This is a genomic window from Alteromonas gracilis (assembly GCF_036870955.2).
Classification (GTDB): Bacteria; Pseudomonadota; Gammaproteobacteria; order Enterobacterales; family Alteromonadaceae; genus Alteromonas; species Alteromonas gracilis_A.
In genome coordinates, this window is the sequence record NZ_CP145482.2 from 369493 (window position 1) to 385748 (window position 16256).

Genomic DNA, 16256 nt, shown 5'->3' on the forward strand with positions numbered 1-16256 from the left:
ATTTTGTTATTGTATCGGTGTCCCTACTATCGGAGATTTTGCTTGAACGTGTTTTTAAGGCTTTCATTTTTAGTTGTTACATTTATCCTGTTATCAGCGTGTGCAGCATACTATCCCCCACCTTCAAGTAAACTAGAAATTGTCAGTACTGTAGCGTTACCCAAAACGCTCTCTGAAACCTCGGGTTTGTTTTGCGAAGCGAATCAATTGTACTCGCTGAACGACTCCGGCAATGCACCTGCTGTATTCAAGCTATCCCCTGATGGTGCCGTAATAAATGAAAGTAAGTTGTCACTAACTAATGTCGATTGGGAGGCAATATCGGCTGATGGCACATATTTTTACATCGCAGATGTCGGCAATAATAAAGGGAGTAGAGAAGTAGTAAGTATTTACAAAGTTAAGAGAGATAATCTTAACGATATACAAACACTGAGGCTGAAGTACAGTGGGAATACACCATCGAGCAATAGGGCCTATGCGCATGATTTCGATGCGGAAGCCATGGTAAAGACTGATGATGCACTGCTTTTGTTCTCTAAGAGTTGGCGCTCTGGCATTACTCGCGTTTATAAGGTGAATGCTGAAGAAAACGAACAAACACTGAACGCATTTGCACAGATTAAAAACCTTCCTGGCGTAGTAACGGGCGCTGACTTTGATAAAACAAGAAACCTCTTTGTTCTAACTGGCTACAAGTCTGACCCTTTCGGTAATTTTTCGACGTTTATCGCTCAAGCTTCTAGCAATTTCGATGTAGTAAATGTTTGGCCGCTCAAGTCGTTTAAACAAGTAGAAGGGATCTGCGTTGATGAAGTGGGAGACTATTGGTTTAGCGAAGAAGCTACCGAAGGCAGAGAGGCAACGCTAAGCAAAGCGGTGCTCCAATAGCGGCATTGTTGTTGCTTTTCTCAGCCCAAAGCCTCATGCCGCGCTGATGGTTATCATTTCTTACCTATTAGTAAAATGGCTAATACCCAAAGCATCTATTTCCTGTCTATACTGAAATTGTGAAGAGAGAAAGTTGTTTTCGATCACAATGTAGAGGCGGCAAAAATGCAGCGTATAACAAAGCCATTTTTAGCACTGTGTGCATGCCCTTGTTTACTGCTTTCATCAGTAGTGAATGCCTCTGCCGTTGAAAAAGCTGAGCGCTGGATAAATCAGTACACCAGCAGTGATAACGCGTTTTCAATGTCGTTAACCAAAAACAAAATTCAATTTAAAGGGTGCAAGCAAAAACGCTATCAGCTAGCGTTAAGTCAGCAAATTGCGCCTCAACTCAATATTGAAGCGATAGTCCATTACAACAAAGGGTTTCTGGACTACGGCATTTTGTCTCAGCGCGTACGAAGCCACGAATTCGAGTTGGTAAGCTGGTGGGATCGCGGGAACTATCGTGTGGGTTTAAGCCACAAAGTGCGTCCAAGTCACGAACTTAGAATGGCTGTAATAGATACAATACAGCTTCCAACAAGCAGAACTGCTGGTGTGTATGTGGAAGTGCCGTTTAATGAAGATAGCCATATGCTAACCATAGGTGCACTACAAGAGTCATGGGAAGCCGATGGCGCTGCGCTAAGTTCGCCATGGCAATCAAGCCGAGATAATCAAGTTAAGGTGCAATACGCCATCAGTTTTTAGCCAATGGCGCATCGTCAATTTTTATAGCTTAAAACGACTCACTTCTGTTGAAAGTTCTTGAGCAAGCTCATCAAGTCTATCACTTACGCTAACCAACACATGTGTCGCGTTTAGTGTTTCTTCACTAGATGCACTAATATCGTTAATGTTGCGATTGATATCCTCAACTACGGTTGCTTGTTCTTCAGTTGCTGTCGCTACTTGCGTATTAACATCGTTAATATGTGCAATCTCGTCGGCAATATCTTGAAGTAGCTTATCAATTTCGTCAGTTGCCAAAACCACATCTTCAGTGCGTTCTCGACTCGACTCCATTTGCGAAACCGCCGATTTAGAATCTTGCTGGAACTTGTCTATCTTCACTTGAATTTCATCGGTTGCTTCAGCTGCTCGCTGCGCCAGCGTGCGAACTTCATCCGCTACAACAGAGAACCCTCGCCCATGGTCGCCCGCACGTGCAGCTTCTATGGCGGCATTAAGTGCTAGCAGGTTTGTCTGCTCGGAAATGCCACGAATAGTGTCGAGAATACCGCCAATGGCCGCAGTATGAGCGTCTAGAGACTGAATTACTTGAGAGACATCTTTAATTTGCTCAGAGAGCCCTTTGATGGCGTGCACGGCGCGTTGCGTAACTTGTCTGCCATGGGCTGAATTTGTGGTGGCCATGTTCGCGTTCTGCGCTGCTAAAGTGGCTGATTGGGCCACTTCGTTCACTGTGCTGCCCATCTCGGTTAACGCTGCTGCTGCTTGCAATGTTTGGTCGCGCTGCCCTTTCGTAGACAGTTCGGTTTGATGAGACTGTTTTGCAACATCTTCAGCAGACGCTTTAAGAGCACGGCTGGTTTTGGCAACTTGAGAAATAGTGCCATGCAAATGGTCGATAAAATTATTAAAGCCTTCTACCAAACGCCCAATTTCTTTTTGTTCAGGCATGGGAATACGCGAGCGCAAATCGCCTTGACCTCGACCCAGTTGCTGAAAAACGTCGGCTAGCGTTTCTAGTGGTTTTGTTAGGGTACCCGCTAACCAAATGCCGATGAGTGTGAATGCACCTACTATGGCGAGTGCCCAGAATATAATTTGACGGCTGCCTGCATTTATCGAAGCATATAATTCACTTTCTGGTACTTGCGCAACCACATACCAACCAGCTTTCTCCACGTAAGTACTCGCAAATAGCAGCGTGCCTTCGTCGTGTTCACTGGTGGTCATGGAAAAATCTTTCTTGGTTAAAAGTTTGCTGGCTGCTGAAGGGTCACTTAGCGAAGCGAGCTTGGCCTTGCCTAACAGGTTGGTATCTGGATGCGCAATAATGGTGCCGTTACCATCAACAAGATAAACAAAGCCAGTCTTGGCAATTTTAACCGCATTTATGATGTCTAAGAGTTCGTCTACAGACTTTGCAACTCCAGACATACCGCGACCGTTGAGTTGCTGGTAATTGGCAAACAATCGGTAACCTTGGCCAGGCTCGTTGTAAAGGCTCAACGAGATAGGTTGACCTGAATCTTTATAAGCGAAAAACCACCCATCAAATTCATCATTTTTAAGAACTCGCAAAAAGCCCTCTTGATTCCAATATTTATAGGTTTGGCGGTCAACAAACGACGCTACCGTCAAGTCATTAAATGAGACAATTTCATTAAGATGCTTCAACAACCTGCGTTCACCTTCACTGTTTGCACCGGCTGCAGACCACGCTAACACATCAGGGTTTGATGCTACGCTGTGAGCCACGGTAAGCATGACACTGGCCTCGCGATCAACACGGTTTCCAATTTGCTGAAGTAATGAAGGAAGTTGGTATTGCTCAACGTTCTCTTTGACGAGATCTCGCGCAATCCACTGACTAATTGAGCCAACTAAAATAGAAGCTGCAAGTACTGCAACAACCAAAGTTATGATGAGTTTTTGTTTTATACTGAAAGTCATGACTTTCGACCACGTTAGTTAATGCTGAAAAATGACGTGGCATTGCAGGCACCGCAACGTCTAAGTGTGTCTAGTAGTTCACTAGAAGACAACCACGCAATTTAATAATTATTATAGCGTATTTTGGTTATCTATCGGCGCGTTGATAACAATGATTAGTTTTTTATTGAGATGGTTGTCCCCGCACATCGATACATGATGATTGTGCGTCAAAACTGACCAGCGGGTCAATAAAAAAGCCACTCGAGAGAGTGGCTTTGATAAAGTGATAAATACTATTCGCTGTCTTTAGGAACAGGGAAGCCTCTATCACGCATAAGAGCGTCTACTTTAGCATCTCTGCCGCGGAACTTACGGTAAGCTTCAGCTGGGTCCATTGCATTGCGCACAGAGAATAGGTATTTTACTAGTCTGTCGCCCACTTCTTTGTCGTAGAAACCGCCCGGAGCTTCCATAAATGCCTCTGAAGCATCAGCAGTGAGTACTTCTGCCCACATATAACCGTAATAAGCAGCGGCATAGCCTTCACCTGAGAATACGTGACCGAAGTGTGGAGAGCGATGACGCATTACGATTTCTTCTGGCATGTTGAGTTTTTTAAGTTCTTCACGCTCAAACGTATCGGGCTCAATGATGCTTGGATCGGTTGTGTGATACTTCAGATCCATAATGGCTGAGGCCATGTATTCGGTGGTTTTAAAACCTTCGTTAAATGTTGCCGCTTTCTTGATTTTCTCTACCAGTGACGCTGGAATAGGCTCGCCCGTTTCATGGTGAACCAAAAACTGATTAATCACTTCATCTGTCGTCAACCAACGCTCTAATAACTGTGATTGGAATTCAGTGTAATCACGCACACCAGAATGCGATGATGGATATTCAACGTCAGAAGCAAGGAAGTGCAGCGCGTGACCAAATTCGTGGAAATACGTTTCTGCATCATCCCAAGAAATCAGTGTCGCTTCACCTTCAGCGCCTTTCACGAAATTTGAGTTGTTAGAAGATAGTACGGTTTTCTTTCCATCAAATGTGGTGTACGAACGGTATGTTGTCGCCCATGCGCCCGAGCGCTTTCCTTTTCTAGAGAACGGATCTAAATACCATAAGCCAATGTGCTCGCCACTGTCTTTATCGGTTACTTCCCACACATTTACGTCATCGTGAAAAACAGGCACTTTGCCTTCTTCTACTGGCGTAAAGTTAAAGTTGAATAAGCGTCCTGCAACATAGAACATTGCTTCGCGTAATTTATCTAGTTGTAAATACTGCTTAACTTCGTTTGAATCTAGGTCATACTTTGCCTTGCGCACTTTTTCTGCATAAAAGCGATAGTCCCAAGGCGCAATAGTGATATCAGCGCCTTCTGCGTCGGCAATGGCCTGCATATCTGCAACTTCTTCCTCAACTCGTGCAATAGCCGCTGGCCAAACTTTCATCATCAAGTCCATTGCGTTTTCTGGGTTCTTAGCCATGCGGTCTTCTAATCGCCACTGCGCATAGTTGTCGTAGCCAAGTAAAGCAACACGCTCGTCGCGAAGGGTCAATATGCGCTTGATGATTTCATTGTTGTCAAAATCATCTGCGTTGTCCCCTCGGTTGTAATAGGTACGCCATACTTTTTCACGCAGCTCGCGGTTAGTTGAATAGGTGAGGAATGGGTCCATAGATGATCGCGTATTAGTAATCGCATATTTGTCAGCTTCTCCGCGCGCCTCGGCAGCGGCTTTTGCAGCTTTGACAAATGAAGCTTAGCAAGCCATCTAGCTGTTCGTCTGTGATGTAGGTCACATAGTTTTCTTCGTCAGCTAAGATATTCGTCGAGAATTTTGTGTGTAAGGTTGCCAGTTCTTTGTTGATTTCTGCGTAGCGCTTTTTGGCCTCGCCATCTAGGGTAGCGCCATTGCGTGCGAAATTGTTATAGGTCATCCATGTAATACGTTGCTCTTCTGGCGTGAGTGATTTTAGTGCTTCAGATTCATAAACCGCCTTCACACGCGCAAATAACTTTTCGTTTTGGGTTATTTGGGTGAAAAAAGATGAGAGCTTAGGTGACATTTCTGCCTGAATTTCGCGGAACTCAGGGCTTGATTTATTTGAGCTCCAAATGCCGTAGTAGGTGAATACGCGATTAAGTTCAGCACCAGCACGTTCCATTTCAACGATAACATTCTCAAATGTTGGCGACTCTTCATTGCTGGCAATAGCGTCAATCTCTTCTAAATTCAGCGCCATTGCTTTTTCTAATGCGGGCTTAAGATCTTCAAGCTTCATTTTGTCAAAAGCAGGAACGCCGCCATATGGACCTTTAAATTCTTGCAGTAGCACATTTTCAACTTGAGCTTGCTGCGTGCTCTCTGCGCTAGGCGCTTCAGAGCTTGTATTCTCAGGCGCTTGCTGCGAGCATGCACCTAGCGCTACTACAACTGCCATGGCAGTGAGCGATGATTTAAATTTACCCATGAATTTTCCTGTCTATTGTTATGGTTTTTACTGTCGTTGTTGGGGCTATGCAGTGCGTTATTACATATCTGTAGAGGCGAAAAATGCACTGCAAAGCGCAAAACGCCAATTTTATCTTAAGATAATGTTACCCGTAGTTAAATGTCCTTCAACGTAATTCCCTGCAATACAGCGGTTAAGTGGCACATCGTTATCTCATGCAATTCATCGAATGAAGTAAAATAATAGTTGGCAAGGTGCTGTATGGAATTTACACTGCGCGCGATTTTGTCTCACCACAACAGTGGGTGAGCGTCGGTTCAATGGACAATGATTAATTGAGTAAAACGCGATGTTTGAGTTACTGCTCCACACCTTACCAGTAGTGTTTGCAATTGCTTCGTTTTGGTCAAATACCGAACGAAAACTACTGCTGCTTAACCTAGGGCTATGCATTTCAATAGGCGCATTATTGGTCTTTGAGCAGGCTTGGGGCGGCGCCATTGTTATCACCATTGCTGGTTTAAGTACATGCTACCGACTTATTAAGCAAAAGCTATTATCATGCGGTGGCTACCTATATCACTCTTATTTCCATGATGTGTATTGTGCTGACTGTAAATAACCTGACAGGCAAAACATCTCTTATAGAAACCATGCTTAGGTATTCACATTTATGGCTTATCGTTTTGGCGAACTCCACTGCAAAGAAGCAGGGCTTCGAGTCTGTATGATTGTTGGCTCGCTCAACTTTACCGTCTACGGCATCATTACCCAAACATGGGGCTTAGCCATTACCGAAGCGCTTTTTGCACTGTCAAACATGTGGTATTACTTGAAGTTGAGAAAGGCAATGCGCGTTAGCCCAGTCTAATGGTGCGCTAGCGATGGTGGCGCTTTTTTGCAATGGCATCATTTTCTCGTGTTACAAAGAGAAAAGTAAGATACATCTTAGTCGGCAGAGACATGGCAAGCCCGATTGCCATGCAAAATGCGCCTAGATAAATTCCTCTTACCCCTAAGTTTTCAGGCAAGTCTGAGTAGCTGATGATGTAATGGCCAAGTAGAAATAACAAAATACCTGCTACCATCACCCATTTTAATGTTTTGATCATTGTTGCTGGCTCGCTTAGTACCCTTAGGCAAAGCATAGATGTGTGCATTCTATTGCGTATTGATAAAGGTCAATGCTATCGCGATAAAATGTACAAAATGGGTGTGTGCAGGTCTTTGAACACGCAAGCAGTAGGCGCTATGCGTGCTTTGAAAATAGGAATAAAGTGAAACAAAAAAAGGGGCGTTATGCCCCTTTTAGATATAAAGCGTAAGCATCGTTTTTTATGCGAACACGACGGTTTTATTGCGATGAATAATAACGCGGTCTTCAAGGTGATAGCGAACACCATGAGCGAGTGCATTAACTTCGCAGTCTTTTCCTTTTCTAACCATATCTTGTGCGCTGTCACTGTGGCTAATGCGCTTCACACTTTGTTCAATGATTGGGCCTTCATCAAGGTCTTTAGTCACGTAGTGACACGTTGCACCAATAAGCTTCACACCACGGTCATAGGCTTGCTGGTAAGGCTTAGCGCCAGCAAAGCTTGGTAAGAAACTGTGATGGATATTAATCGCTTTGCCCTGCAATTCTTGGCATAAGGTATCAGGCAATATTTGCATAAATCGAGCAAGTACAGTTAGGTCGATTTTGTATTCTTGAAGCAGTGTTGCGATTTGCTCAAATGCAGCCTGTTTGCCCAATGCTTTAAAGTCGACCCAATGGAATGGCACTTTATACCAATCTGCGAACTGTTTCATTTGTGGGTGATTCGCAATGATGACTGGAATATCACAGTGTAGTTCGCCTGTATGCCAACGGTGCAACAAGTCAACTAGACAGTGAGACTCTAAGCTTGCCAATAAGGCAACACGTTGCTTTTTATTGGAATCACTCAGTGTCCAATTCATCTGGTATTCATTGGCAAGTGGTGTAAACGCTTCTACAAAGCTTTGATGATCAAGCTTCAGTGAGTCAGTGCTTATCTCATGACGCATGAAAAAGCGGCCAGTTTGCAAGTCAGTATGATGGCTTGCTTCTACGATAGTCGCGTTATGGTCAGCGAGAAACTGAGACACGCTGGCGACCAATCCAATTTGATCGGGACAGTCGATAACTAATCTAAAGGTTTGTTGCATAAAATTAAGAATAATTCAGAAAAAAACAGGCAACCTTTTTACCGTTCAGTCAACATGAAGTAAAGCCCAATACGCGCAAGGCACCAGCATTATTTTGCATATCTCATAATGGTGTGATGTGCGACTTACTCATCAGTAATGCCGCGACGTAGTTTTTCGCGCACTGACATGTTGTGTTTTAAGCCCCAAGAATGCCGAATAGGGTAGGTGACGCCCTGCGGTGTTGATACTGACTCAAAAAGATGAAACGCCGAAGCATGTACTTCTACACTCGGGCTGTACAAGGGAAGTGGTAGTGTCGAAGTGGCTTTTCTAACCATAGTCACATGCGGTTTATACGTTTTGTTTTCCACTTCGATAGCAGCGCTACGGGCAGCTTTGCGTGTTAGCTTCGCTAATTCAAGAAGCGCTTTTGGGCATGCTGTCGGCGCGCTAAATAGAATTTTCGGACCGCTCCATTGCCCTGTAGTATCTAAAGTGAGCGTAAAAGGTTCGCAGGTAACATTATCTAGCTCGTACACGAGTGACTCGTGTTGACGATGTGTTATTTCGCCCAGAAAACACAACGTAATATGAAAGTTTGCTTAGGTGGCACTGCATAGGGTTGCGCAGCGCCATGCTTTGTACCGTTTTGCGCTTTTGTATCGCCTCGTTTACTTTTTGCTGATGACGCAGTGAGTTTGCTTCGAGGCATGACTTCGGGCAACGCTTGTTGTCGCCAGCTATCCAGTGCAAGTTTTTCTGTAGCACTCAAATCTAAACCGATAAAACAACGCATAATCTCACCTTGTAATAGTTAGATGGCAGGTTTTATTAAGCTCAATGTGTTCCCGAACCTAATGTGTTTTGTGCTATTGATAACGTGATGAACAAAAAGATGGTTAAAAAGAGGTACAATACCATCATGTAGTTTATATCACCTTTGTTTTCTTTATGTTACAGCCGTTATCACATCTTCCTGCGTTTGCACTGGTGTCACCACTTCAACAGGCCATCGATGAACACAATGTTATTATTGGTGCTCCACCAGGTGCAGGTAAATCTACGGTTTTGCCCCTAGCACTTCTGCTAACAGAATTTGAAGGGAAAGTGCTGCTAATGCAGCCGCGCAGAGTGGTCGTAAGAAACCTTGCTGATTATCTTGCAAAGCAGTTAGGCGAGCCTGTGGGAAAAACGGTTGGCTATCGTATAAAAGGTGAAAGCAAGGTGTCTAGCGACACTAAGTTGGAAATCATCACCGAAGGTATCTTGTCTCGAATGATTCAGCAAGATCCCGAGCTTGACGGTGTCTCGGTGATTGTATTTGACGAATTTCACGAGCGCAGTATTCACAGCGACTTTGGCTTAGCACTCGCGCTAGAAGTTCAGGCCGGGCTGCGTGAAGATTTACGGCTTGTCATCATGTCAGCAACCTTGGATGTCGACCCCCTTACTGCGCTTTTACAAGATCACAGTGCATGTGATGTACAAACTTTATTTACCGAGGGGCGTACATTTCCAGTCGATGTCCGCTACAGCAAAGACGGTGGCGCAAGTGACGTTGTGCCTCGCACCATTGATATGGTAAAGCACACTTTACTTACGCACTCCGGAGACGTGCTGGTTTTTTTACCGGGTAGAGGCAGTATTAACGCAGTGGCGCGAGGTTTATCCTCTGTAATTGAGCGGGAGGACGTAGCGCTACATCGTCTTTACGGTGCATTGAGCAAAGAATTACAGCAAGCCGCTATTGCGCCTGACCCCGACGGAAGGCGAAAAGTTATCCTCTCTACTAATATCGCAGAAACCAGTTTGACAATAGAAGGGGTGCGCGTTGTCATCGACAGCTTGTGGGAAAACCGCGCTCATTATCATGCTGCAAGCGATATTACGGCATTGGCTTGGCAGCGCATCTCTCAGGCTTCCGCTATTCAAAGGATGGGACGTGCAGGGCGTGTAAGCGAAGGGGTGTGCTATAGGTTATGTAGCAAAGACAGTTACGAGCGACTGGCAAAATTTAGTGAAGCGCAAATAGAAAAAGAAGACGTGAGTAGCTTATTGCTTGATACCTACGCATGGGGAAGCACGCCAGATACTATGGCTTTGCTAACAAAACCTTCAGCCGCGCAAACTGCAGCAGCGAAATCTAAGCTCAGTCGTATTAATGCGGTTGAGCAAGATAATCTAATAACGACCTATGGGCGTAAGCTTGCTCAACTGCCGTGCCAGCCGCATCTTGCGCACCTGCTCTCGCTCTGTCGCGATGGCGTAGAAGGGTTTGATGAAAAAACAAACCACTTGCTTAAACATGCCGCGCCTTTTGTGGTTGCCTTAAGTGAAAACTCAAGTGGTTTGCCTCAGCAAGGCGATGCGCTGACATCGCTCAAAGAAGCCAGTGCAAATGTGCGGCATCAGCTAATTAAGCAGGCTAAACGTTATGCAAAGTACGTTGGTTTAGATGCGAATCAACTGGATATCAATGCGCTAGAGGGGGATGCACTAGGCTTGTGTATCGCAATCGCATTTCCATTGCAGGTGGGTTATTCAAGGCTCGCGTCTGCTAGAACGTCTGAAGTAGCTGAAAAGAGAGAATACAAACTTGCCAGCGGCAAAGGTGCCAACTGGCAGAGTGCTCCCGCGGCGTCGCACTATACCGCAAACGCAAATACGTTTGATGCGCAGTGGATTGCTGTGCTAGAGGGGCAGTTATTAGGAAGCACAGTAACTATCAACTTGGCGCAAGCCGTTCCCGAAAACTGGCTGCGTACGGCATTTGATAATGTATTTCGCGAACGACGGAACGTGAGCCTAAATGCTCAAACCGGACAAATGGAAGCGCGTGTGAGCCAAGGTTTTTATGCCATAACGCTCAATAGTCGCCCTGTATCAGGGCAGGAAAAAGCGAAGGACAATGCATTTTGGAAAGGCGCTCTTGTTGATGCGTGGATAGCCTATTTAGATAACCTAACCATCGATAAATGGCCACTAGGTGAAGACGACTGGCAATGGTGGTATCGGGTACTGCTAGCGTCAAAGCTAGATCTTTATCAGGCAAGCGCATTTGACGGTTATGAGCCATGGCCAAGTTCCTTAAATGCTTTACTAAATTCAGCTCGCGAAGGGATGCACGAAGCATTAGGTCAATGCCACTCCCTAAAAGCCCTAGAGAGTCTGCCTTGGAAGACGACATTAAACAATGGACTGACTTGGCCCCAGCAAGATGCACTTGCTAAATTATTACCAACAGCGATACCCCTGCCTACGAACAGAGCGGCGCCGCTAAAATATCAAAAAAGTGGCGATGTGGTGCTTAGTGTCAAAATGACAGAGATGTATTCGCAAAACCAACCTATCACTCTGGCGAACGGGAAAGTGACGGTGGTCTGTGAATTGTTATCGCCCGCTGGTAGGCCTTTGCAAACGACCAGTGATTTAGGCGCTTTCTGGCAGGGAAGCTACAAAGAAATTCAAAAAGAGATGAAAGGGCGTTATCCAAAACATTTTTGGCCAGATGATCCGGCCAATGCGTCACCCACACATAAGACAAAAAAACATATGTAGAGTGATAAAAGATAACGCGCCTTATGCGCTAAGATGCGTTTGTTTTATCGCGCTCAAGCGAAACGTCCAAGGCAGCCATAACATCAAGCCCTGGAAAGCCATCAGCAATCATGTTGTTAGCAATTTGATAGTTGCGAATGCCTTCGCGAGTCGCAGGACCAATAATGCCATCTGGCTTACCCACGTCAAAGCCAAGTGCATTGAGTTTGCTTTGAAGCGCAATAATGTCTTTGCGACTATAAGCAGGTAGGTCAGGAAGCGACGCTTTAATACCTGACGCACCTGCAATTTTGTCTGCCAAAACGCCAACTGCAATGGCATAAAACTCGGAATTGTTCCAACGCATGATCACGCGAAAATTCTTATATGCTATAAACGCAGGGCCTTGGTGGCCTGCAGGCACAATAACGTAGGCGCTAGTGTCACCTTCACCTAATTCGCTGCCATTTGCTTTCTTTATGCCTTGCGCGTGCCATTCACTTAGTGATTGGCGGTTTTTGTACCCTGACTGTTGATAGTCAAAATTCGTTGGTAGCTGCACTTCGCGCCCCCAACGGTATCCGGCTTCCCATCCCAGGTTGGCTAAAAAATTCGCCGCAGATGAAAGCGCATCTTCTTCACTTGACCATAGGTTGACTTGTCCATCGCCGTCACCGTCTATAGCGTAATTGGTGTAAGCTGAAGGCATAAACTGCGTGTGGCCCATTGCGCCAGCCCACGAGCCTACCATTTCTTCACGGGTGAGTTGTTCGCGTTCAAAGAGTTTCACTGCGACTAAAAACTCTTGAGTAAAATAAGTGCTGCGTCGCTTGTCGCATGCAAGAGTCGCCAGCGAATCCAGAACCTAAGCATTTTCCCTTTGTAGCTTCCAAAATTGGTTTCCAGTCCCCAAAAAGCCAGAAGATAGTGTGGAGGAACGCCGTATTTGTCGCTTAGCTTTTGCAGTAAGTCTTTGTGTTTCGCATACATCTCTTTCCCTTTATTTGTGCGCCAATCAGTGACGCGCTTGCTAAAGTAACCGGGAAATGTCTGAACAAACTCGGGTTGGCTTCTATCTAACTCAATCACGCGGTCTTGATGCACCAAGTGTGGAAAAATGGCGTCGATGGTTGTTTGGCTAACACCTTCTTGCTGCGCTTTGTCAGCTAGCGTTGCGGTGCATTGAGCAAACTGCTCATTTGCCAGTGCATTATTTAGGGACATACAGCCAATTAAAAGCGCGAGAGATTTGCGCAGCGAGTTACGCGAACGCGATATTGAAAAAGACGATAAAGAATTAAAAAAACTGAGCGCATAGTACCGTTCCTGTGTTGCGTAAATGCATGCTATCGCATTGTGACTGCGAAACGCGAGTAAAATTCACAGCGACTGGTGAAACCCTTTCTGCTAGGTAAAACTAAGTTGTGCTTTTTCTTTGTGCCTGCGCCGCTTTGCAGTTGTTGCAAGTTGGTCACAATGATAATGTTACTGGCACACACTGATTTCGCGTTAGACGCGTTGATGTGGCAAAAGCATTCATAACCTCTTCATGGCGTTTTCTTGTGGCAAAAAGACAATCAAATACCTCTTCATCTTCAAAAAAGAAATCAACCACGGCGACATCAGCAAAATCGGGGGCGAAAAAGCGTCACTGGATGCTCACGCTATTTTGGCGTTTAAGTTTAGTAATGATTGTTGTCGTCGGCGCTTATTCATTTTATCTCGATGCTCAAATTAAACATTCGTTCTCGGGGAATAAATGGGAAGTGCCAGCGCAGATTTTCGCGCGGCCCCTTGAGATTAGTAAGGGAGAAGAGATTACCCCGCAAGAAGTCATTGATGAGCTCAATCTGCTTGGCTACCGAAAAGTAGTTTTTGCCAACAGTAGCGGAGAATACAGTTATCAAAATAAAGTACTACATGTTCAGCGCAGGGCGTTTCAGTTCCCACAAGGTGCTGAGCCTTTGCGCCATTTAGTTATTACGTGGAGCGGTAGTCGTATTGGTGAAATATATGACAAATCGCAAGATAGACCTTTTGGTGCGGTTAAATTAGAGCCATGGCTGGTAACTAGAATGACCAGTGGCTCAAGAGAAGACCGTATGTTGGTGACGCTTGACACTATTCCGGACATGCTTCCAAAAGCGCTAACGCTGGTTGAGGATCGCAACTTTTATAACCATCACGGTGTAGCGCCTCTTTCTATTCTTCGAGCGCTAATGGCGAATATAGCCGCAGGTCGCACAGTTCAAGGTGGTAGTACCTTGACGCAACAGTTGGTGAAAAACATGTTTCTCACCCGCGAGCGCTCCATTGTCAGAAAAGCAAAAGAAGCGTTAATGGCCATCATTATCGATGCTCGATATAGCAAGTCTGAAATTATTGAAGCCTACTTAAACGAAGTGTTTCTTGGACAAAATGGAGGCATGGCGGTACATGGATTTGGCTTGGCAAGTTACTTCTACTTTGATCGCCCGGCTAACGAACTAAGTGTTCCCGAGATTGCGACACTCGTGGCTATCATCAAAGGGCCTTCGTATTACAACCCGCGTAAGTTTGCAGAGCGCGCGAAAGAGCGCAGAGATCTTGTTTTGCGGATGTTGTTTGACGAAAACGAAATTAATCGACAGCAATACGAACAGTACGTAAACATGCCATTAGGCCTAGCTAGTGGTGCAAGTCTTGCCAGTGGAAAGCACCCTGCATTTATGGAGCAAGTTCGTAGAGAACTTAACGAGATCCTAGCCGAGCCAAGCTTGCGAGATTCTGGCGTGAAAGTATTTACTACCTTGGATATTGTAGCCCAGCGCCGCGCGGAGAAAGCGCTGTCGGGAACCTTGTCCGGTCTGCAAAAAGATAGAAAGGCTGCGCTGCAAGGGGCCATGGTCGTCACTGATAGTGCCAGTGGCGAAGTGCGCGCAATTGTAGGGGATAGAGACTACGAATTTAAAGGTTTTAATCGTGCGCTTGAGGCCAAACGTCCAATTGGTTCATTAATAAAACCCGCAGTGTACCTAACGGCGCTTGAAGACCCTACCCAGTTTAATCTAGCAAGCCCTCTAGGGGATGAGCCCATTACTCTTGAGAGCAAGAATGGCCAACAATGGTCGCCACAGAACTACGACAAAAAATTCAGAGGGCAAGTATCGCTACTGCAAGGGCTGACTGAGTCACTCAATATTCCCACCGTTAATTTGGGAATGCAGGTTGGACTAGACGCTATTGCTGACACTATTGAACGTCTTGGCGTGACGGCGCCAATGGAAAGGGTACCTTCTTTAACATTAGGGGCGTTTGAATTGACACCATTTGCGACTAACCAAATGTATCAAACGCTTTCAAACAACGGACGATATATACCCCTTCACACCGTAACGTCGGTAGTGACTGCTGACAATGCGCTGTTGTGGAAAAAGGCAGAATATTATGCGCAGCGTACAGATGAAGCTGCAAATTACTTACTCAATTACGCGCTTTATAAAGTGACAACACAAGGCACGGCGAAGCGAGTAGGGGCAAACTTTGGCAATATAAATATGGTAAGCAAGACAGGAACAACGGATGACTATCGCGACAGTTGGTTTAGTGGCTTTGATAGAAACCATGTTGTTACGGTATGGGTGGGGAACGATGATAACCAACCCATTAACCTTACAGGCGCTGGTGGCGCGCTGCCTGTTTTCATCAACTATATGCGTTCGCAATCGCCAAAATCATTATCACGTCGTTTTCCTGAGGGGCTAGGCATTGCCCATTTTAATGCGAAATCGGGGGAAGTTGTTGTTGCTGGGTGTGCAGGGAGCTTAAGTGTTCCTGCTATTTTGGATGTGCTTCCGCCGCCTCAACAAGACTGTGCCGGGCGCCCGGTCAAAGACAAGAAAAGTGATAAAGAAAAAAGCTGGTGGGAGCGTATTTTCGGATAAAAAAAGCCCCAGGAAGAAGATAGAAAACACAATCACTTGGTTATAGTCGATTACTTGGTGCTTTCTATCTCCCTCTGGAGCGGAAATGCCCAGGGAAGGCAAATGGGAACCTAGTCCTTGAAGTCAGGTCTACCTCCTGACATCGTCCGTTTAACGCGATTTCAGTGTCCTTTTTGTAAAAACAGCCTCGCCGTTGAAAACAAAAGGGCGCTGACGATAAAAGCGATAAACGGGCCGAGTACTAACATGAAAAGTGTACCAAGCAGTCAACATAGCAAACTCCTTATGCGTCGTTATCATCCAAGCTCACGGGCTCAATAGGCGTTATGGTAATGTCAGCAACCAACGTATTATCTTCGCTAGCTTCTGGTTCAAACTTATGGCTTGCCGTCAGCACGTCGTAAGTCACACCTAGATCCAAGTTTTGTTTAACATCCATTACAGCGCTTTCAACCATGTAGTCGGTGTAAGCCGCCACGTTATCTTCGTGGGCAAATGCTGCTGCACTCATTACGCTAGTAGCTAAAGTCAATGCAGTGAAAAGTTTGCGAGCGGTAAACATAATAATCTCCAAAATAAAAAGTTAGACACTGCACTGAAACATAC

The 16256-nt window shown here is 45.4% G+C and carries 10 protein-coding genes and 3 pseudogenes; 6 read left to right on the forward strand and 7 right to left on the reverse strand.

All coding sequences use genetic code 11. The features are described 5' to 3' along the window. Window positions 1-48: 48 nt before the first annotated feature. Window positions 49-891, forward strand: coding sequence for a hypothetical protein (locus V6N89_RS01770; protein ID WP_338520196.1), 843 nt, complete (start codon window positions 49-51; stop codon window positions 889-891). Window positions 892-1056: 165 nt separating this feature from the next. Beyond that, complete coding sequence (locus V6N89_RS01775) at window positions 1057-1644, forward strand: hypothetical protein (protein ID WP_338519865.1); 588 nt, start codon at window positions 1057-1059, stop codon at window positions 1642-1644. A gap of 21 nt (window positions 1645-1665) precedes the next feature. Here V6N89_RS01775 and V6N89_RS01780 read toward each other — a convergent pair whose 3' ends face one another. Both V6N89_RS01780 and V6N89_RS01785 read right to left on the reverse strand, forming a co-directional pair. After that, a complete protein-coding gene (locus tag V6N89_RS01780; RefSeq protein WP_346993320.1) occupies window positions 1666-3576 on the reverse strand; it encodes a methyl-accepting chemotaxis protein in 1911 nt (636 codons plus the stop codon). A 275-nt stretch (window positions 3577-3851) separates the two neighbouring features. Next, window positions 3852-6036: pseudogene (locus V6N89_RS01785) on the reverse strand (M3 family metallopeptidase). A gap of 331 nt (window positions 6037-6367) precedes the next feature. Here V6N89_RS01785 and V6N89_RS01790 point away from each other — a divergent pair. After that, window positions 6368-6640, forward strand: coding sequence for a hypothetical protein (locus V6N89_RS01790; RefSeq protein ID WP_346993321.1), 273 nt, complete (start codon window positions 6368-6370; stop codon window positions 6638-6640). 51 nt (window positions 6641-6691) lie between these two features. Next, on the forward strand, window positions 6692-6889 hold the full coding sequence (locus V6N89_RS01795; protein ID WP_338519868.1) for a YgjV family protein: 198 nt from the start codon (window positions 6692-6694) through the stop codon (window positions 6887-6889). Window positions 6890-6896: 7 nt separating this feature from the next. Here the strand turns inward: V6N89_RS01795 and V6N89_RS01800 are convergent, their stop codons facing one another. The 3 genes and pseudogenes from V6N89_RS01800 to thpR all read right to left on the reverse strand — a co-directional run bounded on the left by V6N89_RS01800 (window position 6897) and on the right by thpR (window position 8986). Further along, the gene (locus V6N89_RS01800; protein ID WP_338519869.1) at window positions 6897-7130 is read right to left on the reverse strand and encodes a hypothetical protein; all 234 of its coding nucleotides are present in this window, start codon (window positions 7128-7130) and stop codon (window positions 6897-6899) included. A gap of 223 nt (window positions 7131-7353) precedes the next feature. Beyond that, window positions 7354-8208 (reverse strand): formyltetrahydrofolate deformylase, encoded by an 855-nt coding sequence (purU, locus tag V6N89_RS01805; RefSeq protein ID WP_338519870.1) that lies wholly within the window; start codon window positions 8206-8208, stop codon window positions 7354-7356. Window positions 8209-8333: 125 nt separating this feature from the next. Continuing rightward, a pseudogene (thpR, locus tag V6N89_RS21650) lies at window positions 8334-8986 on the reverse strand (RNA 2',3'-cyclic phosphodiesterase). 155 nt (window positions 8987-9141) lie between these two features. On the opposite strand from thpR, the gene hrpB reads away from it, so the two are divergent. Next, window positions 9142-11748, forward strand: coding sequence for an ATP-dependent helicase HrpB (gene hrpB / locus V6N89_RS01820; protein ID WP_338519873.1), 2607 nt, complete (start codon window positions 9142-9144; stop codon window positions 11746-11748). Between the two features lie 28 nt (window positions 11749-11776). Here the strand turns inward: hrpB and V6N89_RS01825 are convergent. Further along, window positions 11777-12951: pseudogene (locus tag V6N89_RS01825) on the reverse strand (lytic murein transglycosylase). Between the two features lie 338 nt (window positions 12952-13289). Between V6N89_RS01825 and mrcB the strand changes: the two are divergent. Beyond that, complete coding sequence (mrcB, locus tag V6N89_RS01830; RefSeq protein ID WP_346993323.1) at window positions 13290-15650, forward strand: penicillin-binding protein 1B; 2361 nt, start codon at window positions 13290-13292, stop codon at window positions 15648-15650. Window positions 15651-15933: 283 nt separating this feature from the next. Here the strand turns inward: mrcB and V6N89_RS01835 are convergent, their stop codons facing one another. Then, window positions 15934-16212 carry a hypothetical protein gene (locus tag V6N89_RS01835; protein ID WP_338519874.1) on the reverse strand — a complete coding sequence of 93 codons (279 nt, stop codon included), beginning with the start codon at window positions 16210-16212 and terminating at the stop codon, window positions 15934-15936. Between the last annotated feature and the right edge of the window lie 44 nt (window positions 16213-16256).